Here is a 20,239-nt window from a genome sequence, read left to right on the forward strand (position 1 = left end):
GAGGTCCCCCGGGCTGGAGTCCAGGGGACTTTTTTTCCGCCCGGGGTGTATCAGGGCCCGGGGCGCGTGCTCTTAAGGGTGTAACACCGAAGGCCCACGGAGGAACGACGGGGGATCACGGGGGCTCCGTGGGAGCACCAGGGGACCGACGGGGGAATCGGGAACCTACGGGGGAGATCGGGGATCGACGGGGATCCCCGGGGGAACGGGGGACGGGTCGGTCGGCCGCTGTCACGGGGAGCGACCGACCGGCCCGATGCGTGCGGAGCCGGGGTCGACGCGAGCGGCCCCCGGCCGACGGGCTCGGATCCGGGCCGCCGCGCGCGGATCCGGGCCGCCGCGCGCCGACTCGGACAGGCCGGGGCGGGCTCAGGAGCCGGGCCCGGCCCGGGCGCCCGGCCCTGGGCTCAGGAGCGCCTCTTCAGGCGCAGCGTCAGGATCTGGAAGGGCCGCAGGGACACCGCGACGGCGCCGTCCGGGCCGGCCTGCGCCTCCGCCCCGTCCCGCGCGTCGTCGAGCGGCCGTTCGAGCAGGTCGGTGATCTGCACGCCGGCCAGCGGGAAACCGGTGCGCAGGACGCCACGGGCGCGGCCGCCGCGGCACTCGTACAGCCGCACCACCACGTCACCCGACGCGTCGTCGGCGAGCTTGACCGCCTCCACGGTGACGCCCTCGCCGTCCACGGAGACGACCGGCGCGGGCGCGCCCGCCGCGTCGGCCACGCGCAGCGGGAGGTTGAGGGCGTAGCCCTCCGCGACGGCGTCCTCGATGCTCGCGCCGGGCAGCAGCGCGTAGGTGAGGCGGTGCCGGCCCTGGTCGGCCCCCGGGTCCGGGACGCGCGGGGCGCGGACCAGGCTGAGGCGGACCGTGGTGGTGGTGCCGCCGTCCTCACGGACCGTGCGGGAGATGTCGTGGCCGTACGTCGAGTCGTTGATGACCGCGACGCCGTAGCCGGGTTCGCCGAGGTGCACCCAGCGGTGGCCGGAGACCTCGAAGCGGGCCGCCTCCCAGGTGGTGTTGGTGTGGGTGGGGCGCCGGACGTGGCCGAACTGGATCTCGGCGGAGGAGTGCGCGGCCCGGATGTCGACGGGGAAGGCCGCCTTGAGGATCTTCTCCGTCTCGTGCCAGTCGATGTCGGTGGCGATGTCGACGCGGGCGCTGCCCGCGCGGACCGTGACGGTCTGGGTGATCGTCGAGCCCTTGCCGAAGGAGCGGGTGACGCGGATCGCGCCGACGAGGGGGTCGTCCTCGGCGACGGTCACCGAGTCCGCCGCCAGCAGGTCCGTGTAGCGGTTGCGGTAGTGCCGGTCGATGTCCCAGGCGTCCCAGTGGTTGGGGAGGTCGGTGTGCAGGCGCAGCAGGTTGCCCGGCCCGGCGAGGACCTCGCGGTCCGCCCGCAGGTCGTACACGGACGCCAGGGTGCCGTCCCGCGCCACCTCCACCCGCACCAGGCCGTTGTCGAGGACGCGCCCGTCGACCGTGACCGGGTGCGGCGGTCCGGCGTCGGTGAGGGGCGCGCTGCCGCCCGCGGGCACGGCCACGTGGACCGGTGTGCCGTCGGCCGTGCGGACCACCTCGGCGCGGTCGTACGGGCTCGTGTTGAACACCCGTGGCCCGCCGCCGCCGAGCGCGGCGACCGCCTCGGCCGTCAGCGCCTCCAGCTCCTCGGCCACGCGCGCGTACTCGGCCTCCGCCTCCCGGTGCACCCAGGCGATCGACGACCCCGGCAGGATGTCGTGGAACTGGTGCAGCAGCACCGTCTTCCACAGGCGGTCCAGCCTGCCGTACGGGTACGCGTAGCCCGGCGCGTGCAGGGCGGCCGTGGTCGCCCACAGCTCGGCCTCGCGCAGCCGGTGCTCGCTGCGCCGGTTGCCCTGCTTGGTGCGGGCCTGGGAGGTGTAGGTGGCGCGGTGCAGCTCCAGGTAGAGCTCGCCGTGCCAGACCGGGGCGTCCGGGTACTCCTCGCGGGCCTTGGCGAAGAAGTCGTCGGGATGTTCGACGACGACCCGGGGCGCGCCCTCCAGGTCGGCGAGCCGGCGCGCGCGTTCCATGATCTCGCGGGTGGGGCCGCCGCCGCCGTCGCCCCAGCCGAACGGCGCCAGCGAGCGCGTACCGGCGCCCTTCTCCGCGTAGTTGCGCACCGCGCGGTCCATCTCCTCGCCGCTGAAGCGGGCGTTGTAGGTGTCGATGGGCGGGAAGTGGGTGAAGATGCGGGTGCCGTCGATGCCCTCCCACCAGAAGGTGTGGTGGGGGAAGGTGTTCGTCTGGTTCCAGGAGAGCTTCTGGGTGAGGAACCACTCGTTGCCGGCGAGCCGGGCGAGCTGCGGGTAGGCGGCGGTGTAGCCGAAGGAGTCCGGCAGCCAGACGCCCTTGGTCTCGATGCCGAAGTGGTCGAGGAAGAACCGCTTGCCGTGGACGAGCTGGCGGGCGAGGGCCTCGCCGCCGGGCAGGTTGCCGTCCGCCTCCACCCACATGCCGCCGACCGGCGCCCACTGGCCCTTCTTCACCGACTCCTGGATGCGGGTCCAGACGTGCGGGTAGTGGTCGCGCACCCACGCGTACTGCTGGGCCTGGGAGCAGGCGAAGACGAACTCGTCGTACTCGTCGGCGAGCGCGGTGACGTTGGAGAAGGTGCGGGACGTCTTGCGCTTGGTCTCGCGGATCGGCCACAGCCAGGCGGAGTCGATGTGGGCGTGGCCGACGCCGGAGAGGGTGTGCGCGCTGGCGTGGGCGGGCCGGGCCAGGACGGGGGCGAGGACCGCGCGGACGGCCGCGGCGCTGCCGGAGACGTCGTCCAGGTCGAGGGCGTCCATGGCGCGGTCGAGGGCGTGCAGGATCTCGTGGCGGCGCGGCTCGTGCTCGCCGAGGTGGGCCATGAGGTCGCGCAGGACCTGGAGGTCGAGGTCGAGGTGGAAGACCTCCTCGTCGAGGACGGCGAGGTCGGCGCGGCGGAAGGTGTACAGCGGGCGGTCGCCCGCCGTCAGGACGTCGCCGAGCGGGGTCGGGGCGGCGAAGCCGCCGGCCAGGATGTCGGGGTTGGAGGCCGCCTCGACCAGGTAGTCGACCCGCTCCCCGCCGGCCGCCGGGCGGGCGACCGGCACGTACCGGTTGAGGGGGTTGACTGCCTTCAGGGGCCGGCCGTCGGGCAGGTGCACCAGCGCCTCGGCCTGGTTGCCGGGCCAGCCGCCGGTGAACCCGAGGTCGATGACCGCCTCGACCCGCTTCCCGGCCCATGCGGCGGGCACCCGGCCGCGCATACGGAACCAGGTGGTACCCCAGGGCGGGCCCCACGGGGTGTCCGGGGCGAACGGTTCGTACGGCGCGGCCGCCGCCTCCTCGAAGGGCACCGGTTCCCCGGGCGCCTGCCAGGCCTCGACGTCGAGGGGGACGGTGGCGGCGTAGAGCGCGGGCTGGATGCGCTGGGTGTGGGCGCGTTCGACGCGGTCCTCGATCCGGCGGCGTTCGTCGTGCATGGGGTCTCCAGGGGGGAGCGGGCGGAGGGGGAGGCACGGAAGGGAAGCACGGAAGGGAAGCACGGAAGGGAAGCAGGGCGGGAAGCACGGGCGGGAAGCACGGAGGGGGGAAGCTCTTTCCCGACGGGTGGCTACCTGAGGTAGGCCAGGCCCGGGTGTACGGCGGTGTATTCCTCGACGAGCCGGCGGGCCACGCCGACCGAGTCGACCAGCGGATGCAGGGCGAACGCCTTCACCGCGGTGGCCCGGGAGCCGGACTCCGCGGCGGCGAGCACCTCCCGCTCGACCGCCTTCACCGAGCAGACCAGGCCGGTGGCGTGGCCGGGCAGCGGGGCCGTGGCCACCGGGTGCGCCCCGTTGGCGTCGACCAGGCAGGGAACCTCGATCACCGCCTCGGGGTCCAGTACCGCGAGGGTGCCCCGGTTGCGGACGTTGAGGATCAGGGTGGTGCGCTCGTCGCGGGCGATGGCCCGCATCAGGGCGAGGGCCACCTTCTCGTAGCCGCCGGAGAGGTCGTCGGCCTCGCGCTCCCCGGCGCCGGCCGTCTCCCGGTTCTCGGCCATGTAGGTGGCCTCCCGCTCGGCGCGGGTGCGGTCCCAGGCGGACAGCGCGGCCGCGTCGGGGTCGCACATCTCCTCGTAGAAACGGGCCTGCTGGTCGCGCAGGAAGGCGCCCCGGGTCTGCCCGGCCTCCCGGTAGGAGCGGACGGTCTCCCGGTTGAAGTAGTAGTAGTGCAGGTACTCGTTGGGGATCGCGCCGAGCGAGCGGAGCCAGTCGGCGCCGAACAGTCTGCCCTCCTCGAAGGAGCCGAGCAGGCCGGGGTCGGCGAGCAGCCGCGGGAGCTCGTCGCGGCCGGCCACGCGCAGACCGCGCACCCAGCCCAGGTGGTTGAGGCCGACGTAGTCGACGAAGGCCTCGCGCGGGTTCGCGCCGAGCACCCGGGCGAGTCGGCGGCCGAGGCCGACCGGGGAGTCGCAGATGCCGATGACGCGGTCGCCCAGGTGGCGGGACATGGCCTCGGTGACGAGGCCGGCCGGGTTGGTGAAGTTGATGACCCAGGCGTCGGGCGCGAGGCGGGCGACGCGCCGCGCGATGCCGACGGCGACGGGGACCGTCCGCAGGCCGTAGGCGATGCCCCCGGCGCCGACCGTCTCCTGCCCGAGGACGCCCTCGGCGAGGGCCACCCGTTCGTCGTCGGCGCGGCCCTGGAGGCCGCCGACGCGGATCGCGGAGAAGACGAAGGCGGCGCCGCGCAGGGCCTCGTCCAGGTCGGTCGTGGTGGTCACGTCGGGGGCGTCCGGCACTCCGGCCGCCTGCTCGGCCAGTACCCGGGCGACCGCGTGCAGCCGGCCCGCGTCCAGGTCGTGCAGGACGACCTCGGTGACCCGGCCCTCGGCGCGGTCGGTGAGGAGCGCTCCGTACACGAGCGGCACGCGGAACCCGCCACCGCCCAGAATCGTCAGTTTCACGCCTGCACCTTTCCCACCGGGAGCATCTCGCACCCCGCCTCGTCCGTCGCCCGCCGCCCATCGCCCGCCGCCCGCCGCCCGCCGCCCGTCGCCCGGAACGGGGCCCGCTCGCCGCGGCCGCCCGCCCGCTCGCCGGCCGCCCGCCCGCTCGCCGCGTCCGTCCACCGGCGCGGCGGTCACGGCCGCGTCCGGGCCGCCGGGGCCACGGCCCCCGTCGGACCCGTGCCCGGCGGACCCGTGCCCGGCGCACCTCACCGCGGCCGTCGGCGGGACGGCGGCGCCGCCCGTCCCGGCTCGGCGCACCCGGGACGACCCGGTGGCGTCGCTCCGTCGGCTCGCCCTGAACGCTACTCGTCCTGGCCGGTCAGGGCCATGGTCACCGTCGCCGGGCCGCCTTCCCGGCCACCCCGGGTCTTCAGGGCGGGTTCATCCGGCAGTTCCGGGGCCGGGCGATCCTCCGGCGTGTGCACGACGGACGACCGGCCGGGCGTGGGGCCGCCGGGCTCCCCGGCGGCCGTGTCGGCACCGCCGGCACCCCCGCGCATGTCGAAAGAGAGTCATGACCGAGCAGCAGTTGCCCGTCTGGGCCGACCCGTCCCTCTCCCCCGCCGTCCTCGACCCGCAGGGCGCCTCCAGGCGCCGGCTCCTTCGTGCCGCGGGCCTGTTCGGCGCCGCGTTCGCGCTCGGGTCGGCCGCCGCCGCGCCCGCGTCGGCCGCGTCGGCCGCCGGACGGCACCCCGGCGGCGAGGACCCGCGTCTGGCCTACCTCGTCGGCGACCACCACGTCCACTCCGTCTACAGCCACGACGCCAAGTACACGTTCTCGCAGCTGGCCGCCGCGGGCGCCTCGTACGGGCTCGACTGGATGGTGTTCACCGAGCACTCCAACGTGGGGCACGCCCGGTACGGGGCGCCGCTGGAGCACGACGAGATCGTCAGGGCCCGCGCCGAGAACCCCCGCCAGCTGATCTTCCAGGGCCTGGAGTGGTACATCCCGGCCGCCGAGCACGCCACGGTCTTCGCCGCCCCCGGTCCGCACGAGGTCGACCTGCTCACCCGGTTCGAGAACGCCTACGACGGCAAGCTCCTCGGGTACACCGAGGGCACCGCCGGGGCCGCCGACACCGCCCGCAACGAGGCCCACGCCGTCGCGGCCCTCCGCTGGCTCGCCGAGCAGCGGCGCACCGGCTACGTCGACGACGTGCTCGTGCTCGCCAACCACCCGATGCGCCTGGGCATCGACTCCCCGCACGAGATCCGCGGCTGGCGGGACGCGGCCCCCGAGATCGTGATCGGCATGGAGGGCGCGCCGGGCGCCCAGGGCGCGGCGATCCCGGGCCTGCGCGGCACCGCCTCCGTCCGGGGCGAGTACGAGAACAAGCCCTCCGCCCAGTCCTGGGCGGGCTACCCGGCGGACGCCTACCTCACCTACGGCGGGTTCGACTGGGCGACGGCCACGGTCGGCGGACTGTGGGACGCGCTGCTCGCCGAGGGCAGGCTGTTCTCCGTCACCTCCAACTCCGACGCGCACCGCGTCGTCTTCGACACCTGGCGCAACGGCGACTGGCCGGCGGGCCGGGGCTTCGACGACACCGGCCGGCTGCCGGACCCGGTGGACACCGGCACCGCGCAGCCCGGCAGCGACTTCTGGCCCGGCCAGTTCAGCCGCACCCACGTCGGCGTCACCCGCTACGGCTACCGCCCGGTGATGGCGGGCCTGCGCGCGGGCCGGGTCTGGGTGGACCACGGGCATCTGCTGGACGGACTGGAGGTGCGGCTGACGCGCGAGCGCGACCACGGCCGGGGGGTCACGCTCGGCGGCCGGCTGCGGGTGCGCGGGGGCGAGCGGCTCACCCTGAGCGTGACCGTCACCACCGCCTCCCGGCCCAACCCGCAGGGGATCGTGCCGGAGTTGGCGCACGTGGACGTCATCCGCGGCGCGGTGCGCGGCGCGGCCGCCGACCGCGACGCCTGGCGGGCGCCGGACACCAGGGTCGTCGCGACCCGGGACGTCGGCGGCCGCACGGGGAGGTACACGCTGCGCGTGCCGCTGACCGCCGGCGACGAGTCCTTCTACGTACGGCTGCGCGGCAGCGACGGCAATCGGCACGGCGCCGGATACCTGGGCGCCGCCGTCGACCCGCACGGGCCGGTCCCGCACCAGCCGGGGGACGGCGACCCGTGGGCCGACACCTGGTTCTACTCCAACCCGGTCTTCGTGGACGTCGTGGGCTGAGCACGCGCCCCGGAAGGGCTCTCCCCGTGCGGGCTCTCTCCGGAAGGGCTTTCCCCGTAAGGGCTCACGCGTAGAAGCGGGACAGGCTCCGCAGCGCCGCGGCCGGCTTCGTCCCGCCCTCGATCTCGATCGTGCCGTCGACGGTGATCTGCACGCCTCCGGGCACGTCCGCGACCTCGGTCAGCCGGGCGGCCAGGCGTACGCGTGAGCCCACCGTCACGGGGGACGGGAAGCGCACCTTGTCCAGGCCGTAGTTGACCTTCGTGGTGACGCCGCGGACGTCGAGCAGCTCGGTGAAGAGCGGGATGAAGAGGGAGAGCGTAAGGTAGCCGTGCGCGATGGGCGCGCCGAACGGGCCGTCCTTGGCGCGCTCGGGGTCCACGTGGATCCACTGGTGGTCGCCGGTGGCGTCGGCGAAGGTGTCGACGCGTTCCTGGGTGACCTCGATCCACTCGCTGGTGCCCAGGTCGCTGCCGGCCAGCTTCTTCAGTTCGTCGAGACCGTCGACGGTGATGCTCATGGAGTCGTTCCTTCGTCAGAAGTCGTCAGGAGTTGTCGGTAGTTATCGGGAGTGGTCGGGAGTGGTCGGAAGGTGAGAGGAGCGGTGAGGGGTCGTCAGGAGCCGTCGCCGAAGCGCCGGCGCACCCGGGACTTCAGGAGCTTGCCGGAGGCGGTGCGCGGGAGTGCGTCCGCGACCACCGCCGACTTGGGGATCTTGTACTTGGCGAGGCGGCCGGAGAGGCCGGCCAGCACCTCGTCGGGGTCGAGCGCGGCGCCCTCGCGGGGGACGACCACCGCGCGCGGCACCTCGCCCCACTCCTCGTCGGGTACGCCGATGACCGCGCACTCGACGATGTCGGGGTGGGCCAGGAGCAGGTCCTCGATCTCGGCGGGGTAGACGTTCTCCCCACCCGAGATGATCATGTCCTTGATGCGGTCGACGATGTAGACGTAGCCGTCGTCGTCGACCCGGGCGGCGTCCCCGCTGCGGAACCAGCCGTCGGTGAAGGAGGCGGCCGTCTCCTCGGGCAGGCCCCAGTAGCCGGGCATGACGTGCGGTCCGCGCACGACGACCTCGCCGGTCTCGCCGGGCTCGACGGGCACCAGGTCGGGCCGGACGATCCGGACGTCGCTGAAGAAGTGCGGCACGCCCGCCGAGCCCGCCTTGGCGACGGCGTGCTCGGCGTCCAGGAAGAGGGTTCCGGGGGCGGCCTCGGTCATGCCGTAGCCCTGGAGGAAGGTGAGGCCGCGCCGCTGGTAGGCCTCGATCAGCGGGGTGGGGACCGGGGAGCCGCCGCAGGTGAGGATGCGCAGGGAGGACAGGTCGGCGTCGGCCCAGCGCGGGTGGCGGGCGATCCGGTCGAACATGGTCGGCACGCCGAACATGAAGGTGACGCGGTGCCGTTCGACGAGGTCGAGGGTGTCGGCCGGGTCGAAGGACTCGACCAGGACGCAGGTGCCGCCCTTCAGCAGCACCGGCAGGGTCAGCATGTTCAGGCCGGCCGTGTGGAACAGCGGCGCGGAGACCAGGGCGCGGTCGTCGGCGATCAGGTCGGTGTCGACGAGGACGTTGACGGCGTTCCAGGTGAGGTTGCCGTGGGTGAGCATGGCGCCCTTGGGCCGGCCGGTCGTGCCGGAGGTGTACATGATGATGCAGGTGTCGTCGGCGCCGACCGGCTCGTCGATCGGCTCCTCGGCGGCCGACGCCAGCGCCGCCTCGTACTCGGCGCCGACCTCGAGGTACGTCGTCACGTCGGTGCTGCCGGGCAGTCCGGCGACCAGGCCGGTGTGCGAGGGGGCGTGGAGGAGGGCCTTGGCGCCGGAGTCGGCGAGTTGGTAGGCGATCTCGGGGCCGGTCAGACGGGTGTTGAGGGGGACGAAGACCGCGCCGAGCGTGCCGGCGGCGAACAGGGTCTCCAGGTAGGAGGGGTGGTTCGGGCCGAGGTAGGCGATGCGGTCGCCGCGGCGCACGCCCCGGGCGCGCAGGGCGTGGGCCAGCCGTGTGGTGCGCGTGTGCAGTGTGCGGTAGTCGGTCGACCGCTCCTCGTGGACCAGGGCGGTGCGGTGCGGGGTCTTGCGGGCCCGGCGTGCGGGCCATGATCCCAGTCCCTCGTTGCGCATCGGTGACGCCCCTTACGGTGTGGTCAGCCCGAGCAGGCGGGCGGCGTTCTCCTTGAGGATCTTCGGCCTGACCTCGGCCTTGATCGTCAGCTTGTCGAAGTCGGCGAGCCAGCGGTCGGGGGTGAGGACGGGGAAGTCGGAGCCGAAGAGGACCTTGTCCTTCAGCAGGGTGTTGGCGTACTGCACGAGCTGCGGGGGGAAGTACTTCGGCGACCAGCCGGAGAGGTCGATGTGCACGCCGGGTTTGTGGGTGGCGACGGCGAGGGCCTCGTCCTGCCAGGGGAAGGACGGGTGCGCCAGGATGATCTTCAGGTGCGGGAAGTCGGCGGCGACGTCGTCGACGTGCAGCGGGTTGGAGTACTTCAGCCGGATGCCGCCCCCGCCGGGCACGCCGGCGCCGATGCCGGTCTGGCCGGTGTGGAACAGGGCGATGGCACCGGTCTCCTCGATCACCTCGTACAGGTCGTAGGCGACGGCGCGGTCGTTGGGGAAGAAGCCCTGGATGCTGGGGTGGAACTTGAAGCCCTTCACCCCGTACTCCTCCACCAGGCGCCGGGCCTGCCTGACGCCCGCCTTGCCGCGGAAGGGGTCGATGGAGGCGAAGGGGATGAGCACGTCGGCGTTGGCGGCGGCCGCCTCGGCGACCTCCTCGTTGGGGACGGGGGCCGTGCCGGTCGCGGACTCGGCGTCCACGGTGAAGATCACGGCGGCCATGTTGCGCTCGCGGTAGTAGGCGGCCGTCTCCTGAAGGGTCGGCTTCCGCTTGCCCTCGACCTTGAAGTAGGCGGAGGAGGCCTCGTGGAGGTCGTCGTCCAGGGAGGCGTGTCCCTTCGAGGAGACCTCCGCGTGGGTGTGGACGTCGATGGCGACCAGTTCGTCGACGTTCATGGAGTGGGTCATCACGCCCCCGGGACCTTGGGCGCGGGGATGCCGACCGTCTGCAGTTCGGCGCCCACCGACGCGGGGAAGGCGTCGGCCAGCGTCTCGGGGGTCCAGCCGCCGTCGGCGTAGGCCGCGCGGATCTCCTGCGGATGCGACCAGAGTGCCACCTTGTCGCCGCCGATGCCGATGGCCTGGCCCGTGATCGAGCGGGCGGCCTCGGAGGCGAGGAACGGCACCAGGGCGGCGCAGTCCTCGGGCGTGCCGAAGCCCTCGCCCTTGCGCAGGAAGTCCGGCAGCGGCTCGCCGTTCCTCATCGCCTCGACGTACGGCGCGAAGGCGGGGACGGTCTCGGTCATCGCGGTGGCGGCGACCGGGACGATCGCGTTGACGGTGATGCCGGCACGCCCCAGCTCCATGGACCAGGTACGGGCGAAGGCGGCGATGCCGGCCTTGGCGGCGGCGTAGTTGGTCTGGCCGAAGTTGCCGCGCTGGCCGGCCGGGGAGCCGACCAGGATCAGCGTGCCGCCCTCGCCCTGCTCGCGCATCCGTACGGCGGCGGCGCGGGCGCAGGTGAAGGTGCCCTTGAGGTGGGTGGCGATCACGGCGTCGAAGTCGTCGTCGGTCATCTTCCACAGCACCCTGTCGCGCAGGATGCCGGCGTTGGTGACCAGGACGTCCAGGCGTCCGAACTCCTCTACCGCACGGTTCACGAGCCGCTCGGCGGCCTCGGCGGTGCCGACCGGGACCACCTCGGCGACGGCGGTGCCGCCCGCCTCGGTGATCGCCTTCACGGCCTGCTCGGCGACCGCCTCGTCGACGTCGTTGACGACCACGGACGCGCCGTGCGCGGCCAGGGCGTGCGCGTAGGCGAGGCCGAGGCCCCGGCCACTGCCGGTGACGACGGCGACCTTGCCGGTGAGATCGATGCTGGGCACGGGTGAGTCCCTTCACGCGGTGACACGGGTGGTGCGGCTCCGCATGGAGACGCGGGATGCGGCCTGCACGGAGACGCGGGGTCCGGCTACGAGATCGAAGCTAAGAGCAATAATTGTTGTCGTCAATAGTTGTTGTCTTCCTGTGGGTGGGTCATGCTGGAATCCGTACGACGCACCGCCCCGTCCGGGGCCCGACAGCACCGCCCCGTCCGGGGCCCGACACCGGGGAGCCCGCCATCGCCCGCCAGCCCGACGCCGTGAACACCGCACCGATCGACGCCGACGAGCCGTGGATGCGCGGGCTGCACGCGGACACCGGCTACCTGCTCTACCGCCTGGGCCTGCGCTCGGGTCAGTTGTTCAACACGTTCCTGCAGGAGTCGGGCCTGCGCCTGCGCCACTACGCGGTGCTGCGGTTCCTGGCCGGCACCGAGGGCGCGCTCCAGCGTGAACTGAGCGCACGGCTCGGCTACGACCCGAGCGCCATCGTCGGCCTGGTGGACGACCTGGAGAAGCTGGGCCTCGCCGAGCGGCGCCCGGCCCCGGACGACCGCCGCAGCCGGATCGTCGTCCTCACCGAGGACGGGCGCGCCTTCCTGCGCGGCACCGACGAGGCGGGCCTGCGGGTCACGAACGACCTGCTGGCCGCGCTCGGCCCGGCCGAACGCGAGACGCTGCACGCCCTGCTGCTGCGCGTCGCGGGGGACGGTCTGGGCTGAGGGGCGCGCGCACGCGGGGGCAGGATGTCGGCGGCAGCCCTTCACACGTTCAGATGTCGCGTCCTCCGCCGGTCCGGAGGGCCGGAGCAGACAAGCAGCCCGGCCCTCCGGTATCTATCTGTACTCGGTCTGCATCGCCCCGTCCGCAGACCTTTGCACCCGGTCTGCCTCGGTCTGTCTCGGTTGGATGTGAGGCCGGCGGCCGGCGCTCCCGGCCCACTTCGCCGACCTGCCGAGCCGCTTCGCGGATCAGGAAGACGGCCGCACCGGAAACGGCTGTTCCGGAATCCTCGGTCCGAGTACCGTCCAGCAGTTACGCACCAGTCCACACTTCAGGTGCACCCAACTCTTCCGCCAGGGCACGCAGCTCCTCGGAGGGCGGCCGGCTCATGGTCAGCAGGTCGGTGACGAGTTGCTTCACCATGGGCAGCGCCCGCACCAACTCCGGTGACAGCCCGCGCGCCACCAGCAGCGTCGAGACGGCGTCGGAGACCTGGCGGCGTTGGGCATACGCCCTGGCCACGTCGATCTGAAAGCGCGCCTGCCGTTCGACCGACAGCCCAGAGGCGACGACTCCGGCCGCACCATCACCGCGGAGCTCACCACAGCCCCCGTCCAGGTGGCCACCCGTGCTGATGCACGAGCTTCGACGCTTCCACGGGTGCGGGCGGCGACGGCCGGCAATGCCGACATCCTGAGCCGACGTGAGTCAGCCACGACGGCGGGCGCGCCGACTGAGCACCTGTTTCCGTCACCGGATACGTCGCCGCATACGCCACGCGGTCTTCACCCGCAGCGAGACGACCATCGGTCGAACCGCGGACATGAAAGCCTGAGCACAGGCGAAGGGCGTACCCACGATTGACGGGCGGGCGGCGGCTGCCTAACTTCACCGGAGACCGGGATCCGGCACCGTGACAGTCGTGACAGTGAAGTCGAGGAACCCCTGGCCATGACCGCCCGCTCCGCGCCCGACCGGCTGCTGTCCGTGCTCGCCGCGTTCGACCACGCGCACCCGGCGCTGTCCCTCACCGACATCAGCCGGCGGGCCGGACTGAGCCTGACGACCACCCACCGCCTGGTGACCGCCCTCACCGGCTGGGGCGCCCTGGAGCGGGACGGGTCCGGCGCCTACCACGTGGGGCTGCGCCTGTGGGAGGTCGCGGCGCTCGCCCCGCGCGGCCTCGCCCTGCGCCAGGTCGCGCTGCCCTTTCTGGAGGACCTGTACGAGGCCACGCACGAGAACGTGCAGCTGGCGGTGCGGGACGGCACCGAGGTCGTCTACACCGAGTGGCTCTCCGGCCGTGCGGCGGTCGGCGTCCGCATCCGTGTCGGCGCCCGCTGGCCGCTGCACGTCACCGGCGTCGGTCTCGTCCTGCTGGCGCACGGCGGACCGGACCTCCAGGAGGCCTACTGCGCGGCACCGCTGTGCGCCTACACCGGCCACACGATCACCGACCGGGCGCGGCTGCGCCGGGTGCTGGCCGAGGTCCGGCGCTCCGGGGTGGCGGTGAGCAGCCGCCAGGTCACCGACGACGCCGTGTCGGTGGCCGCCCCGGTGCGCGGCCCGTCCGGCGCGGTGACCGCCGCCGTGTCGGTGGTCGTGCCCTACGCGGACGCGCGGGTGCCGGTGCTGGTGCCGGCGGTGCGGCTCGCGGCGCGCGGGATCTCCCGCGCGCTGGGCTGGCAGCCGGAGCCGGCCGCTCCGTGACGCCGGGCGACCCGTCCGGATCGGCCCCCGGCGACCCGTCCCGATCGGCGGCCCCCGGCGGCCCGTCCTCACCGGAATCTCAGATTCCTTACCGACGATTCACAGGATTCACCCAGGAAGAAGTCGCATGATGCAGGCGCAAAGATGGACATCTGAGGAAGGCGTACCGTGGGCGTCCCGCACATATCGAACCGGTCCGAGCAGCAGCCGGGGAGGTGGTCCCGGCGTGGCGTGCTGGCCGCGCTCGGTGCCGTACCGGCCGTCGCGCTGACCGGCTGCGGTACGGCGTCGGCGGACACCTCCGCGAAGACGGCCGGGACCCGGGCGGCCCAGGCCTCGCATACGACGGAAGCGGCGCAGGCGGACGCGGCGCAGCCGACGGACACCCCGACCGCGCAGGCCACCGCCACGCAGCGGACCCCGGTGATCTCGGTCTCCCCCGCCGACGGCACGAAGAAGGCCGCCTTCACCGGCCCGGTCACGGTGACCGTGACGGACGGCACCCTCACCTCCGTGACGGTGACCGGCAACGACGGCTCCACCCTGAAGGGCTCCTACGACGACACCCGCACCCGGTGGACGTCGGCCCGCAACCCCTCCTCGGGCACCAAGTACACGGTCACCGCGGAGGCGGACGGCGCCGAGGCGCAGACGACGACCTTCAAGACCAAGTCGCCCGGCGCGACCTTCATCGGCGCCTTCACCCCCGAGGCGGGCTCCACCTCCGGCGTCGGCATGCCGGTGTCGATCAACTTCACGCACGCCGTGACGGACAAGGCGGCCGTGCAGAAGGCGATCACGGTGACCGCCTCCCCGGCCGTCGAGGTCGTGGGCCACTGGTTCAGCGACACCCGGCTGGACTTCCGCCCCGAGACGTACTGGGCGGCCGGCACGACCGTCACGCTCTCCCTGCGGCTGAAGGACGTCGAGGGCGCGAACGGCGTCTATGGCACCCAGTCGAAGGACGTCACGTTCCACATCGGCCGCGAGCAGATCAGCACGGTGGACCTCGCCGCGAAGGAGATGGTGGTGCGGCGGGGCGGCGCGACCGTCGCCACCTATCCCGTCAGCGGCGGTGACGCCGAGCACCCCACCTGGTCCGGGATCATGGTGATCAGCGAGCGGTTCCGGGAGACCCGGATGGAGTCCTCCACGATCGGCCTCGGCGACGAGTACGACATCGAGGACGTGCCGCACGCCCAGCGCCTGACCACCTCCGGCACCTTCATCCACGGCAACTACTGGGCGTCGGCCTCGGTGTTCGGCGGCGAGAACACCAGCCACGGCTGCATCGGCCTGCGGGACGCGCAGGGCGCGGCCGACAGCTCCGTGGCGGGCTACGCGTTCTACGAGAGCTCGATGCTCGGCGACGTGGTGGTCGTCGAGAACTCGACCAGGTCCACCGTCGATCCGGGCAACGGCCTCAACGGCTGGAACATGTCCTGGGCCGACTGGAAGGCGGGCAGCGCGCTCTAGACCCGTCGTGACCTTCCCGTCCGCGCCTGCGGGCGAGGACGGGAAGGTGGCAGCAGGACCTAGAAGTCGTCGGCGTCGTTGCGCAGTTCGGGCGTCCAGTAGCCGGTGAGGGCCGCCGCCGGGTCGACGGCGATGCCGTCGCTGCCGGGCGCGGTGACGGCGATGACGGTGGAGTCGCCGTCGAGCTGGACGGAGAACGCCGAGACGGGCTCGTTGTCCTCGTCGGTGCCGCCGTCCGAGAGCTTCACCAGGGCGTAGGCCGGTTCGCCCGCCTGGAGGACGACCGGCGCGGCCGGCTTGCTCTTGGCCACCTCCGGGACGTCCTGCTTGTGGCTCTCCAGGAACTGGATGTGCGGGAAGCCCGTCAGCCGGCAGGAACCGCCGGAGGTGTTCTTCGCCGTCAGGACGATGTGGGTGTAGGGCGGGCCGTCCTGGAGGGCGGCGGTGACGGCGACGTCGCCCGCGGTGCAGACCGGGGTGGTGGCGGAGGCCTGTGCGTCGGTCGTGCCGGAGCCGCTCGCGCCGGCGGATCCCGTGGATGCCTCGGCGTCGGAGGACCCGTCGGATGCCGCCGAGCCGGCCGCAGCCGTGGAGCCGGTCGCCTGTCCCTGAGCCGCCTCGGCTGCCGCCGAAGCAGTCGCCCCCGACGCCGACGTGGCGTCCGTGTCGTCCTGGCACGCGGTCAGGGACAGCGCGAGGACTGCCGTGCCCGCGACGGCGAGCAGGGCGGAGCGGTGACGCAGTGCGTTCATGGAGATGGTTCCCTGTCAGTGGTGCGGGGCCGCGGCGTGCTGCCGTCGGCCGTTTGTCGGGCTGCCGCCGTTCCGCGGTTCTCAGCCGCCCTTGCCCGGACGACGACCGGACGGCGGCGGGTGGACGAACGTGCGGACGGGGTGGAGACGCGCGTCGGCGTGCGGGCCGTCGTTCATCGGCCGGCAGGCCACGTGGCTGCACGCCTCGTGCGTCCCCGCAGTGCAGAGGACCGCTCCGTGGTGCTGCTCATGTGAGATCCCCCGTGTGACGGCCGGTGGTCCGCGCGGCAGCGGACCACATGGGGCGGGAGCGCATGGTCCGTCCCTCACCCGCCTTCAGTCGATCACGCCCCGAGCCGGCGGCCCAGGCGGTTCCACCGGCAGAAGTGCCGTCGGCGATACTTCTGCCGGGGCTCGCACGCGGACGAGCCCGGGGATCGGGGACATCGACTGTGTGGAGTGGCACACCCGCCACGGGGGACTTCGGGCAGCAGCTGCGCGCCCTGCGGACACGCGCCGGACTCAGCCAGGAGGCGCTGGCCCACGTCTGCGGCGTGAGCGTGCGCGCGTTGGCGGACATGGAACGCGGGCGGACCCGCGGACCGCAGCGCCGCACCGTGCGGGCCCTGGCCGAAGGACTCGGACTGGACGACGCCACCGCCGGACGGCTGGAGGAGGCCGCCGCCCTGGGCCGCCCTCGGACGGCCGCCCGACCGGCCGCCGCACCAGGCGCCCGACCGGCCGCCGCACCAGGCGCCGCACCAGGCGCCCGACCGGCCGCCGCACCAGGCGCCGGACCAGGCGCCGGACCGGGCGCCGGACCGAGCGTCCACACCACCTTGGCCCTGCCGCGCGACATCCACGACTTCACGGCCCGCGGCCCGGCCCTCGCCCGCCTCCTGGACCTGGCCGAACGCGCCGGCCCCACCCGTGCGGTCGTGAACGTGGTCGCGGGCCAGCCGGGTCTGGGCAAGACCGCATTCGCGGTGCACGCCGCGCATCGGCTCGCGCCGCGCTTCCCGGACGGGCAGTACGCCCTCGACCTGCACGGCATGGATCCCGAGCCGACCACACCGCGCGACGCGCTCGCCAGGCTGCTGCGGGCGTCGGGAGTCGCCGACGCCGCCATCCCGGCCGATACGGACGACCGGTCCGGCCTGTGGCGGTCCCTGGCCGGTGACCGGCGTGTGCTCCTGCTGCTGGACAACGCCGCCGACGCGTCCCAGGTCCGCCCCCTGCTGCCCGGCGACGGGCCGTCGCTGACGATCGTCACCAGCAGGAACGCCCTGGCGGGCCTGGAATCGGTGCACCGGACCGACCTGGCCCTGCTGCGGCGCGAGGAAGCGGTCGAACTCCTCACCCGCATCGTCGGCCCGGAACGGGTCCGGGCGGAGGCCCAGGCCGCCCGCGACCTGGCCGACCTGTGCGGACACCTGCCGCTGGCCGTCCGGATCGCGGGCCAGCGACTCCTGAGCAGGCCGCACGAGCGCCTCGGCAAGCTCGTCGCCCGGCTCGCCGCCGAGGGGCGGCGGCTGGACGGCCTCGAGGCCGGGGATCTGCGGGTGCGCGCCGCCTTCACGCTGTCGTACCGTCAGCTGCCGCCGAGGACACGGACCTTCCTGCGCCGCGCCTCGCTGGCCGCCGGACCCGACTTCAGCCCCGAGACCGTGGCGCTCCTGGCCGACCTGCCGTACGCCGACGCGGTCGCCTGCGCCGAGGAACTGACCGATGCCGGGCTGCTGCAGAGCGACCCCGCCGCCGAGCGCCACCGGTTCCACGACCTGCTCAAGCTGTACGCCGTCGAGCGGACGGAAGCCGAGGACGGTCCGCGGGAGCGGGACGCCGCGCTGGACCGGGCCGCCCGGTGGACGCTGCGCCGGGCCACTGCCGCCGCCCTCCGCTTCGATGTCGAACACCACCAGGACGCCCCGCACGGCGACCCGGATCCCGCCACAGCGCCCGTCGGCCGGGAGGAGGCACGGGCCTGGCTGGAGGCCGAACGTCTCCAGTGGCTCGCCGCACTGCGTCGTGCTCACGACACCGGTCACCACCGGCAGGTCGTGGACACGGCGGAGGCGATGCACTGGTTCTCCGACCTCAACCAGCACTGGGAGCTGTGGGTGGAGGTGTTCCGGCGCTCCGCCGACGCGGCCCGTGCCCTGGGCAGCACACGGGAGGAGGCGGCCCACCTGAACTACCTCGCCTGGGCGTACAACCTCTGCGTCCAAGATCCCCACGCCGCCCTGACGACCGCCGACGCCGCGCTCGTGGCGGCCCGTGCCGGCGAGGACGGGCTCCAGGTGGGCTGGGCGCTCGGCTACGGTGCCGGGGCCCTGCACCGGCTGGGCAGGGCGGAAGAAGCTCATGCGCGCCTGCGCGAGGCTGCCCGCCGCCTCGGCGCGCTGGCCTCCCCGCAGGCCCGGCTGGCCGAGCTCACGGTCCTCAACTCCCTGGGCGCCTACCTGCGCCAGGCCGGCCGGGCGGGCGAGGCCCTGGACATCCACCGCCGCAGTGCGCAGATCTGCGGTGCCGGGATCTCGTGGCTGCCCGCCGAGCTGATCGCGATGTACCAGGCCGTCGCCCAGCAGCAGATCGGGAACGACCTGGCGGCCCTGGGCCGATGGCACGAGGCGGAGGCGCCGCTGCGCCGGGCCCTGGCGCACTTCGAGGCCGCGCAGACCCCGGCCTGGACCGAACCGGCCCGGCTCGACCTGGGCCGCGTCCTCAGCGCGCTGCGTCATCCGGAGGCCCGCGCGACCCTGCTCGCGGCCCGGGACGCCCTCGCCGCGCTGAGGAGCCCGCTCCAGGGCGACGCCGCCTCCGCACTGGCACGCGACGAACCGACCGCCGGCCGGCACACCTAGGGCACTTCGCCCCCATTCACGGAGTGAACTCACTTACAGGGAACGGACTTTCCCTGTTTCACCTCTTGACGGCCGCTGCCCCCGGGAGCACATTGGGGCCACTTTGAGAGCGCTCTCAGAACGTCCCCGGAGCGCTGCCCGAAGCCCCCGCACACCCCCACTTCCGTACCCGAGAGGCACACCCCATGAGTGAAACCTCCGGCACCCCCCGCAGACGGCGGCGCCCGCTCCGGCGGGCGCTCGTCGCCGCCGTCGGCACGCTCGCCCTCGCGGCGGCCGCGGCCACGGTCGCCTCCCCGTCCGCGAACGCCTCCGCGCCCACGCCCCCCTCGGGCTGGACGCAGGTCTTCCTGGACGACTTCGACGGCGCCGCGGGCACCGGCGTCAACACCGCCGACTGGCAGTACGCCACCGGCACCTCGTATCCGGGAGGCCCCGCCAACTGGGGCACCGGCGAGGTCGAGACGATGACGAACAGCACCAGCAACGTCTCGCTCGACGGCAACGGCAACCTGCGCATCACACCGCTGCGCGACTCCGCCGGCCGCTGGACCTCGGGCCGCGTCGAGACCAACCGCACCGACTTCCAGCCCCCGGCCGGCGGCAAGCTGCGCGTGGAGGCCCGGCTGCAGATGCCGAACGTCACCGGCACGGCGGCCGAGGGCTACTGGCCGGCGTTCTGGATGCTGGGCGCCCCCTACCGCGGCAACTACCAGAACTGGCCGTCCGTCGGCGAACTGGACATCATGGAGAACGTCCAGGGCCTGAACCAGGTGTGGGCGACGATCCACTGCGGCACCAGCCCCGGCGGCCCGTGCAACGAGACCAGCGGCATCGGCAACACCACCACGTGTCCGAACACCACCTGCCAGTCCGGCTTCCACACCTACACCCTGGAGTGGGACCGCTCGGTGAGCCCCGAGGCGATCCGCTTCTCCGTCGACGGCGTGAACTTCCACACCGTCACCGCCGCCCAGGTCGACGCCACGACCTGGAACAACGCCACCGACCACGGCTTCTTCATCATCCTGAACGTGGCGATGGGCGGCGGCTTCCCGGACGCCTTCGGCGGCGGCCTCGACGCCGACACCCGCTCCGGCGTCCCCATGGTGGTGGACTACGTGCAGGTGCTCCAGGCCTCGGGCGGCGGGGGCGGCACCACGCCTCCCCCGACCGGCGGCCGTGACGCCTACGCCGCCGTCCAGGCCGAGTCCTACGACGGCCAGTCCGGCGTGAGCACCGAGACCACCACCGACACCGGCGGCGGGCAGAACATCGGCTCCCTCGCCAACGGCGACTGGGCGCTCTTCAAGGGCGTGGACTTCGGCTCCACTGCGGCCACCCAGTTCCGCGGCCGGGTCGCGAGCGGGGCGGCGACCGGCGTGAGCGGGCTGGTCGAGGTCCGCCTGGACAGCCGGAGCAACGCGCCCGTCGGCAGCTTCGCGGTGGCCTCCACGGGCGGCTGGCAGTCGTGGCGGACCATTCCGGCGAACATCACCTCGGTCACCGGCACCCACGACGTCTACCTGACCTTCACCAGCGGTCAGCCGTCGGACTTCGTCAACGTGAACTGGTTCGACTTCGGCCACTGACAAGCGCGG

The 20,239-nt window shown here is 73.5% G+C and carries 15 protein-coding genes; 6 read left to right on the forward strand and 9 right to left on the reverse strand.

Features of this window, described 5'->3' with window-relative positions:
• Window positions 1-407: 407 nt before the first annotated feature.
• The 3 genes from ACFV9M_RS15575 to ACFV9M_RS15585 all read right to left on the reverse strand — a co-directional run bounded on the left by ACFV9M_RS15575 (window position 408) and on the right by ACFV9M_RS15585 (window position 5,487).
• A complete protein-coding gene (locus ACFV9M_RS15575) occupies window positions 408-3,473 on the reverse strand; it encodes an alpha-mannosidase (RefSeq protein ID WP_385073844.1) in 3,066 nt (1,021 codons plus the stop codon).
• Between the two features lie 131 nt (window positions 3,474-3,604).
• The gene (locus ACFV9M_RS15580) at window positions 3,605-4,942 is read right to left on the reverse strand and encodes a 6-phospho-beta-glucosidase (protein ID WP_385073842.1); all 1,338 of its coding nucleotides are present in this window, start codon (window positions 4,940-4,942) and stop codon (window positions 3,605-3,607) included.
• A gap of 347 nt (window positions 4,943-5,289) precedes the next feature.
• Window positions 5,290-5,487, reverse strand: coding sequence for a hypothetical protein (locus ACFV9M_RS15585; protein ID WP_385075471.1), 198 nt, complete (start codon window positions 5,485-5,487; stop codon window positions 5,290-5,292).
• A 14-nt stretch (window positions 5,488-5,501) separates the two neighbouring features.
• Here ACFV9M_RS15585 and ACFV9M_RS15590 point away from each other — a divergent pair, with 14 nt between their 5' ends.
• Window positions 5,502-7,178 carry a PHP domain-containing protein gene (locus tag ACFV9M_RS15590; protein ID WP_385075475.1) on the forward strand — a complete coding sequence of 559 codons (1,677 nt, stop codon included), beginning with the start codon at window positions 5,502-5,504 and terminating at the stop codon, window positions 7,176-7,178.
• Window positions 7,179-7,242: 64 nt separating this feature from the next.
• On the opposite strand, the gene ACFV9M_RS15595 is transcribed toward ACFV9M_RS15590, so the two are convergent.
• The 4 genes from ACFV9M_RS15595 to ACFV9M_RS15610 all read right to left on the reverse strand — a co-directional run bounded on the left by ACFV9M_RS15595 (window position 7,243) and on the right by ACFV9M_RS15610 (window position 11,116).
• Entirely contained in the window at window positions 7,243-7,698 is a 456-nt protein-coding gene (locus ACFV9M_RS15595) for a MaoC family dehydratase (RefSeq protein ID WP_385075477.1), read from the reverse strand.
• 95 nt (window positions 7,699-7,793) lie between these two features.
• Window positions 7,794-9,299, reverse strand: a complete 1,506-nt coding sequence (gene menE / locus ACFV9M_RS15600) for an o-succinylbenzoate--CoA ligase (RefSeq protein WP_385075479.1) — start codon at window positions 9,297-9,299, stop codon at window positions 7,794-7,796.
• A gap of 12 nt (window positions 9,300-9,311) precedes the next feature.
• Window positions 9,312-10,187 carry an amidohydrolase family protein gene (locus ACFV9M_RS15605; RefSeq protein WP_385075549.1) on the reverse strand — a complete coding sequence of 292 codons (876 nt, stop codon included), beginning with the start codon at window positions 10,185-10,187 and terminating at the stop codon, window positions 9,312-9,314.
• An 11-nt stretch (window positions 10,188-10,198) separates the two neighbouring features.
• Window positions 10,199-11,116 (reverse strand): SDR family NAD(P)-dependent oxidoreductase, encoded by a 918-nt coding sequence (locus ACFV9M_RS15610; protein WP_385075482.1) that lies wholly within the window; start codon window positions 11,114-11,116, stop codon window positions 10,199-10,201.
• A 257-nt stretch (window positions 11,117-11,373) separates the two neighbouring features.
• On the opposite strand from ACFV9M_RS15610, the gene ACFV9M_RS15615 reads away from it, so the two are divergent.
• The gene (locus ACFV9M_RS15615) at window positions 11,374-11,835 is read left to right on the forward strand and encodes a MarR family winged helix-turn-helix transcriptional regulator (protein WP_385075486.1); all 462 of its coding nucleotides are present in this window, start codon (window positions 11,374-11,376) and stop codon (window positions 11,833-11,835) included.
• Window positions 11,836-12,148: 313 nt separating this feature from the next.
• Here the strand turns inward: ACFV9M_RS15615 and ACFV9M_RS15620 are convergent, their stop codons facing one another.
• Window positions 12,149-12,358 carry a hypothetical protein gene (locus ACFV9M_RS15620; protein ID WP_385102454.1) on the reverse strand — a complete coding sequence of 70 codons (210 nt, stop codon included), beginning with the start codon at window positions 12,356-12,358 and terminating at the stop codon, window positions 12,149-12,151.
• 429 nt (window positions 12,359-12,787) lie between these two features.
• Between ACFV9M_RS15620 and ACFV9M_RS15625 the strand changes: the two genes are divergently transcribed.
• Together ACFV9M_RS15625 and ACFV9M_RS15630 are read left to right on the forward strand one after the other, a co-directional pair.
• A complete protein-coding gene (locus ACFV9M_RS15625; RefSeq protein WP_385075492.1) occupies window positions 12,788-13,546 on the forward strand; it encodes an IclR family transcriptional regulator in 759 nt (252 codons plus the stop codon).
• A 168-nt stretch (window positions 13,547-13,714) separates the two neighbouring features.
• Entirely contained in the window at window positions 13,715-15,022 is a 1,308-nt protein-coding gene (locus ACFV9M_RS15630; RefSeq protein WP_385075495.1) for an Ig-like domain-containing protein, read from the forward strand.
• Window positions 15,023-15,081: 59 nt separating this feature from the next.
• On the opposite strand, the gene ACFV9M_RS15635 is transcribed toward ACFV9M_RS15630, so the two are convergent.
• Window positions 15,082-15,774, reverse strand: a complete 693-nt coding sequence (locus ACFV9M_RS15635; RefSeq protein WP_385075498.1) for a DUF4232 domain-containing protein — start codon at window positions 15,772-15,774, stop codon at window positions 15,082-15,084.
• 452 nt (window positions 15,775-16,226) lie between these two features.
• On the opposite strand from ACFV9M_RS15635, the gene ACFV9M_RS15640 reads away from it, so the two are divergent.
• Together ACFV9M_RS15640 and ACFV9M_RS15645 are read left to right on the forward strand one after the other, a co-directional pair.
• Window positions 16,227-18,638, forward strand: a complete 2,412-nt coding sequence (locus ACFV9M_RS15640; RefSeq protein WP_385075501.1) for an ATP-binding protein — start codon at window positions 16,227-16,229, stop codon at window positions 18,636-18,638.
• A gap of 185 nt (window positions 18,639-18,823) precedes the next feature.
• The gene (locus ACFV9M_RS15645) at window positions 18,824-20,230 is read left to right on the forward strand and encodes a glycoside hydrolase family 16 protein (protein WP_385075504.1); all 1,407 of its coding nucleotides are present in this window, start codon (window positions 18,824-18,826) and stop codon (window positions 20,228-20,230) included.
• Window positions 20,231-20,239 lie beyond the last annotated feature (9 nt).

It is taken from the genome of Streptomyces sp. NPDC059895 (assembly GCF_042731035.1).
In the GTDB taxonomy this organism is placed as follows: Bacteria; Actinomycetota; Actinomycetes; order Streptomycetales; family Streptomycetaceae; genus Streptomyces.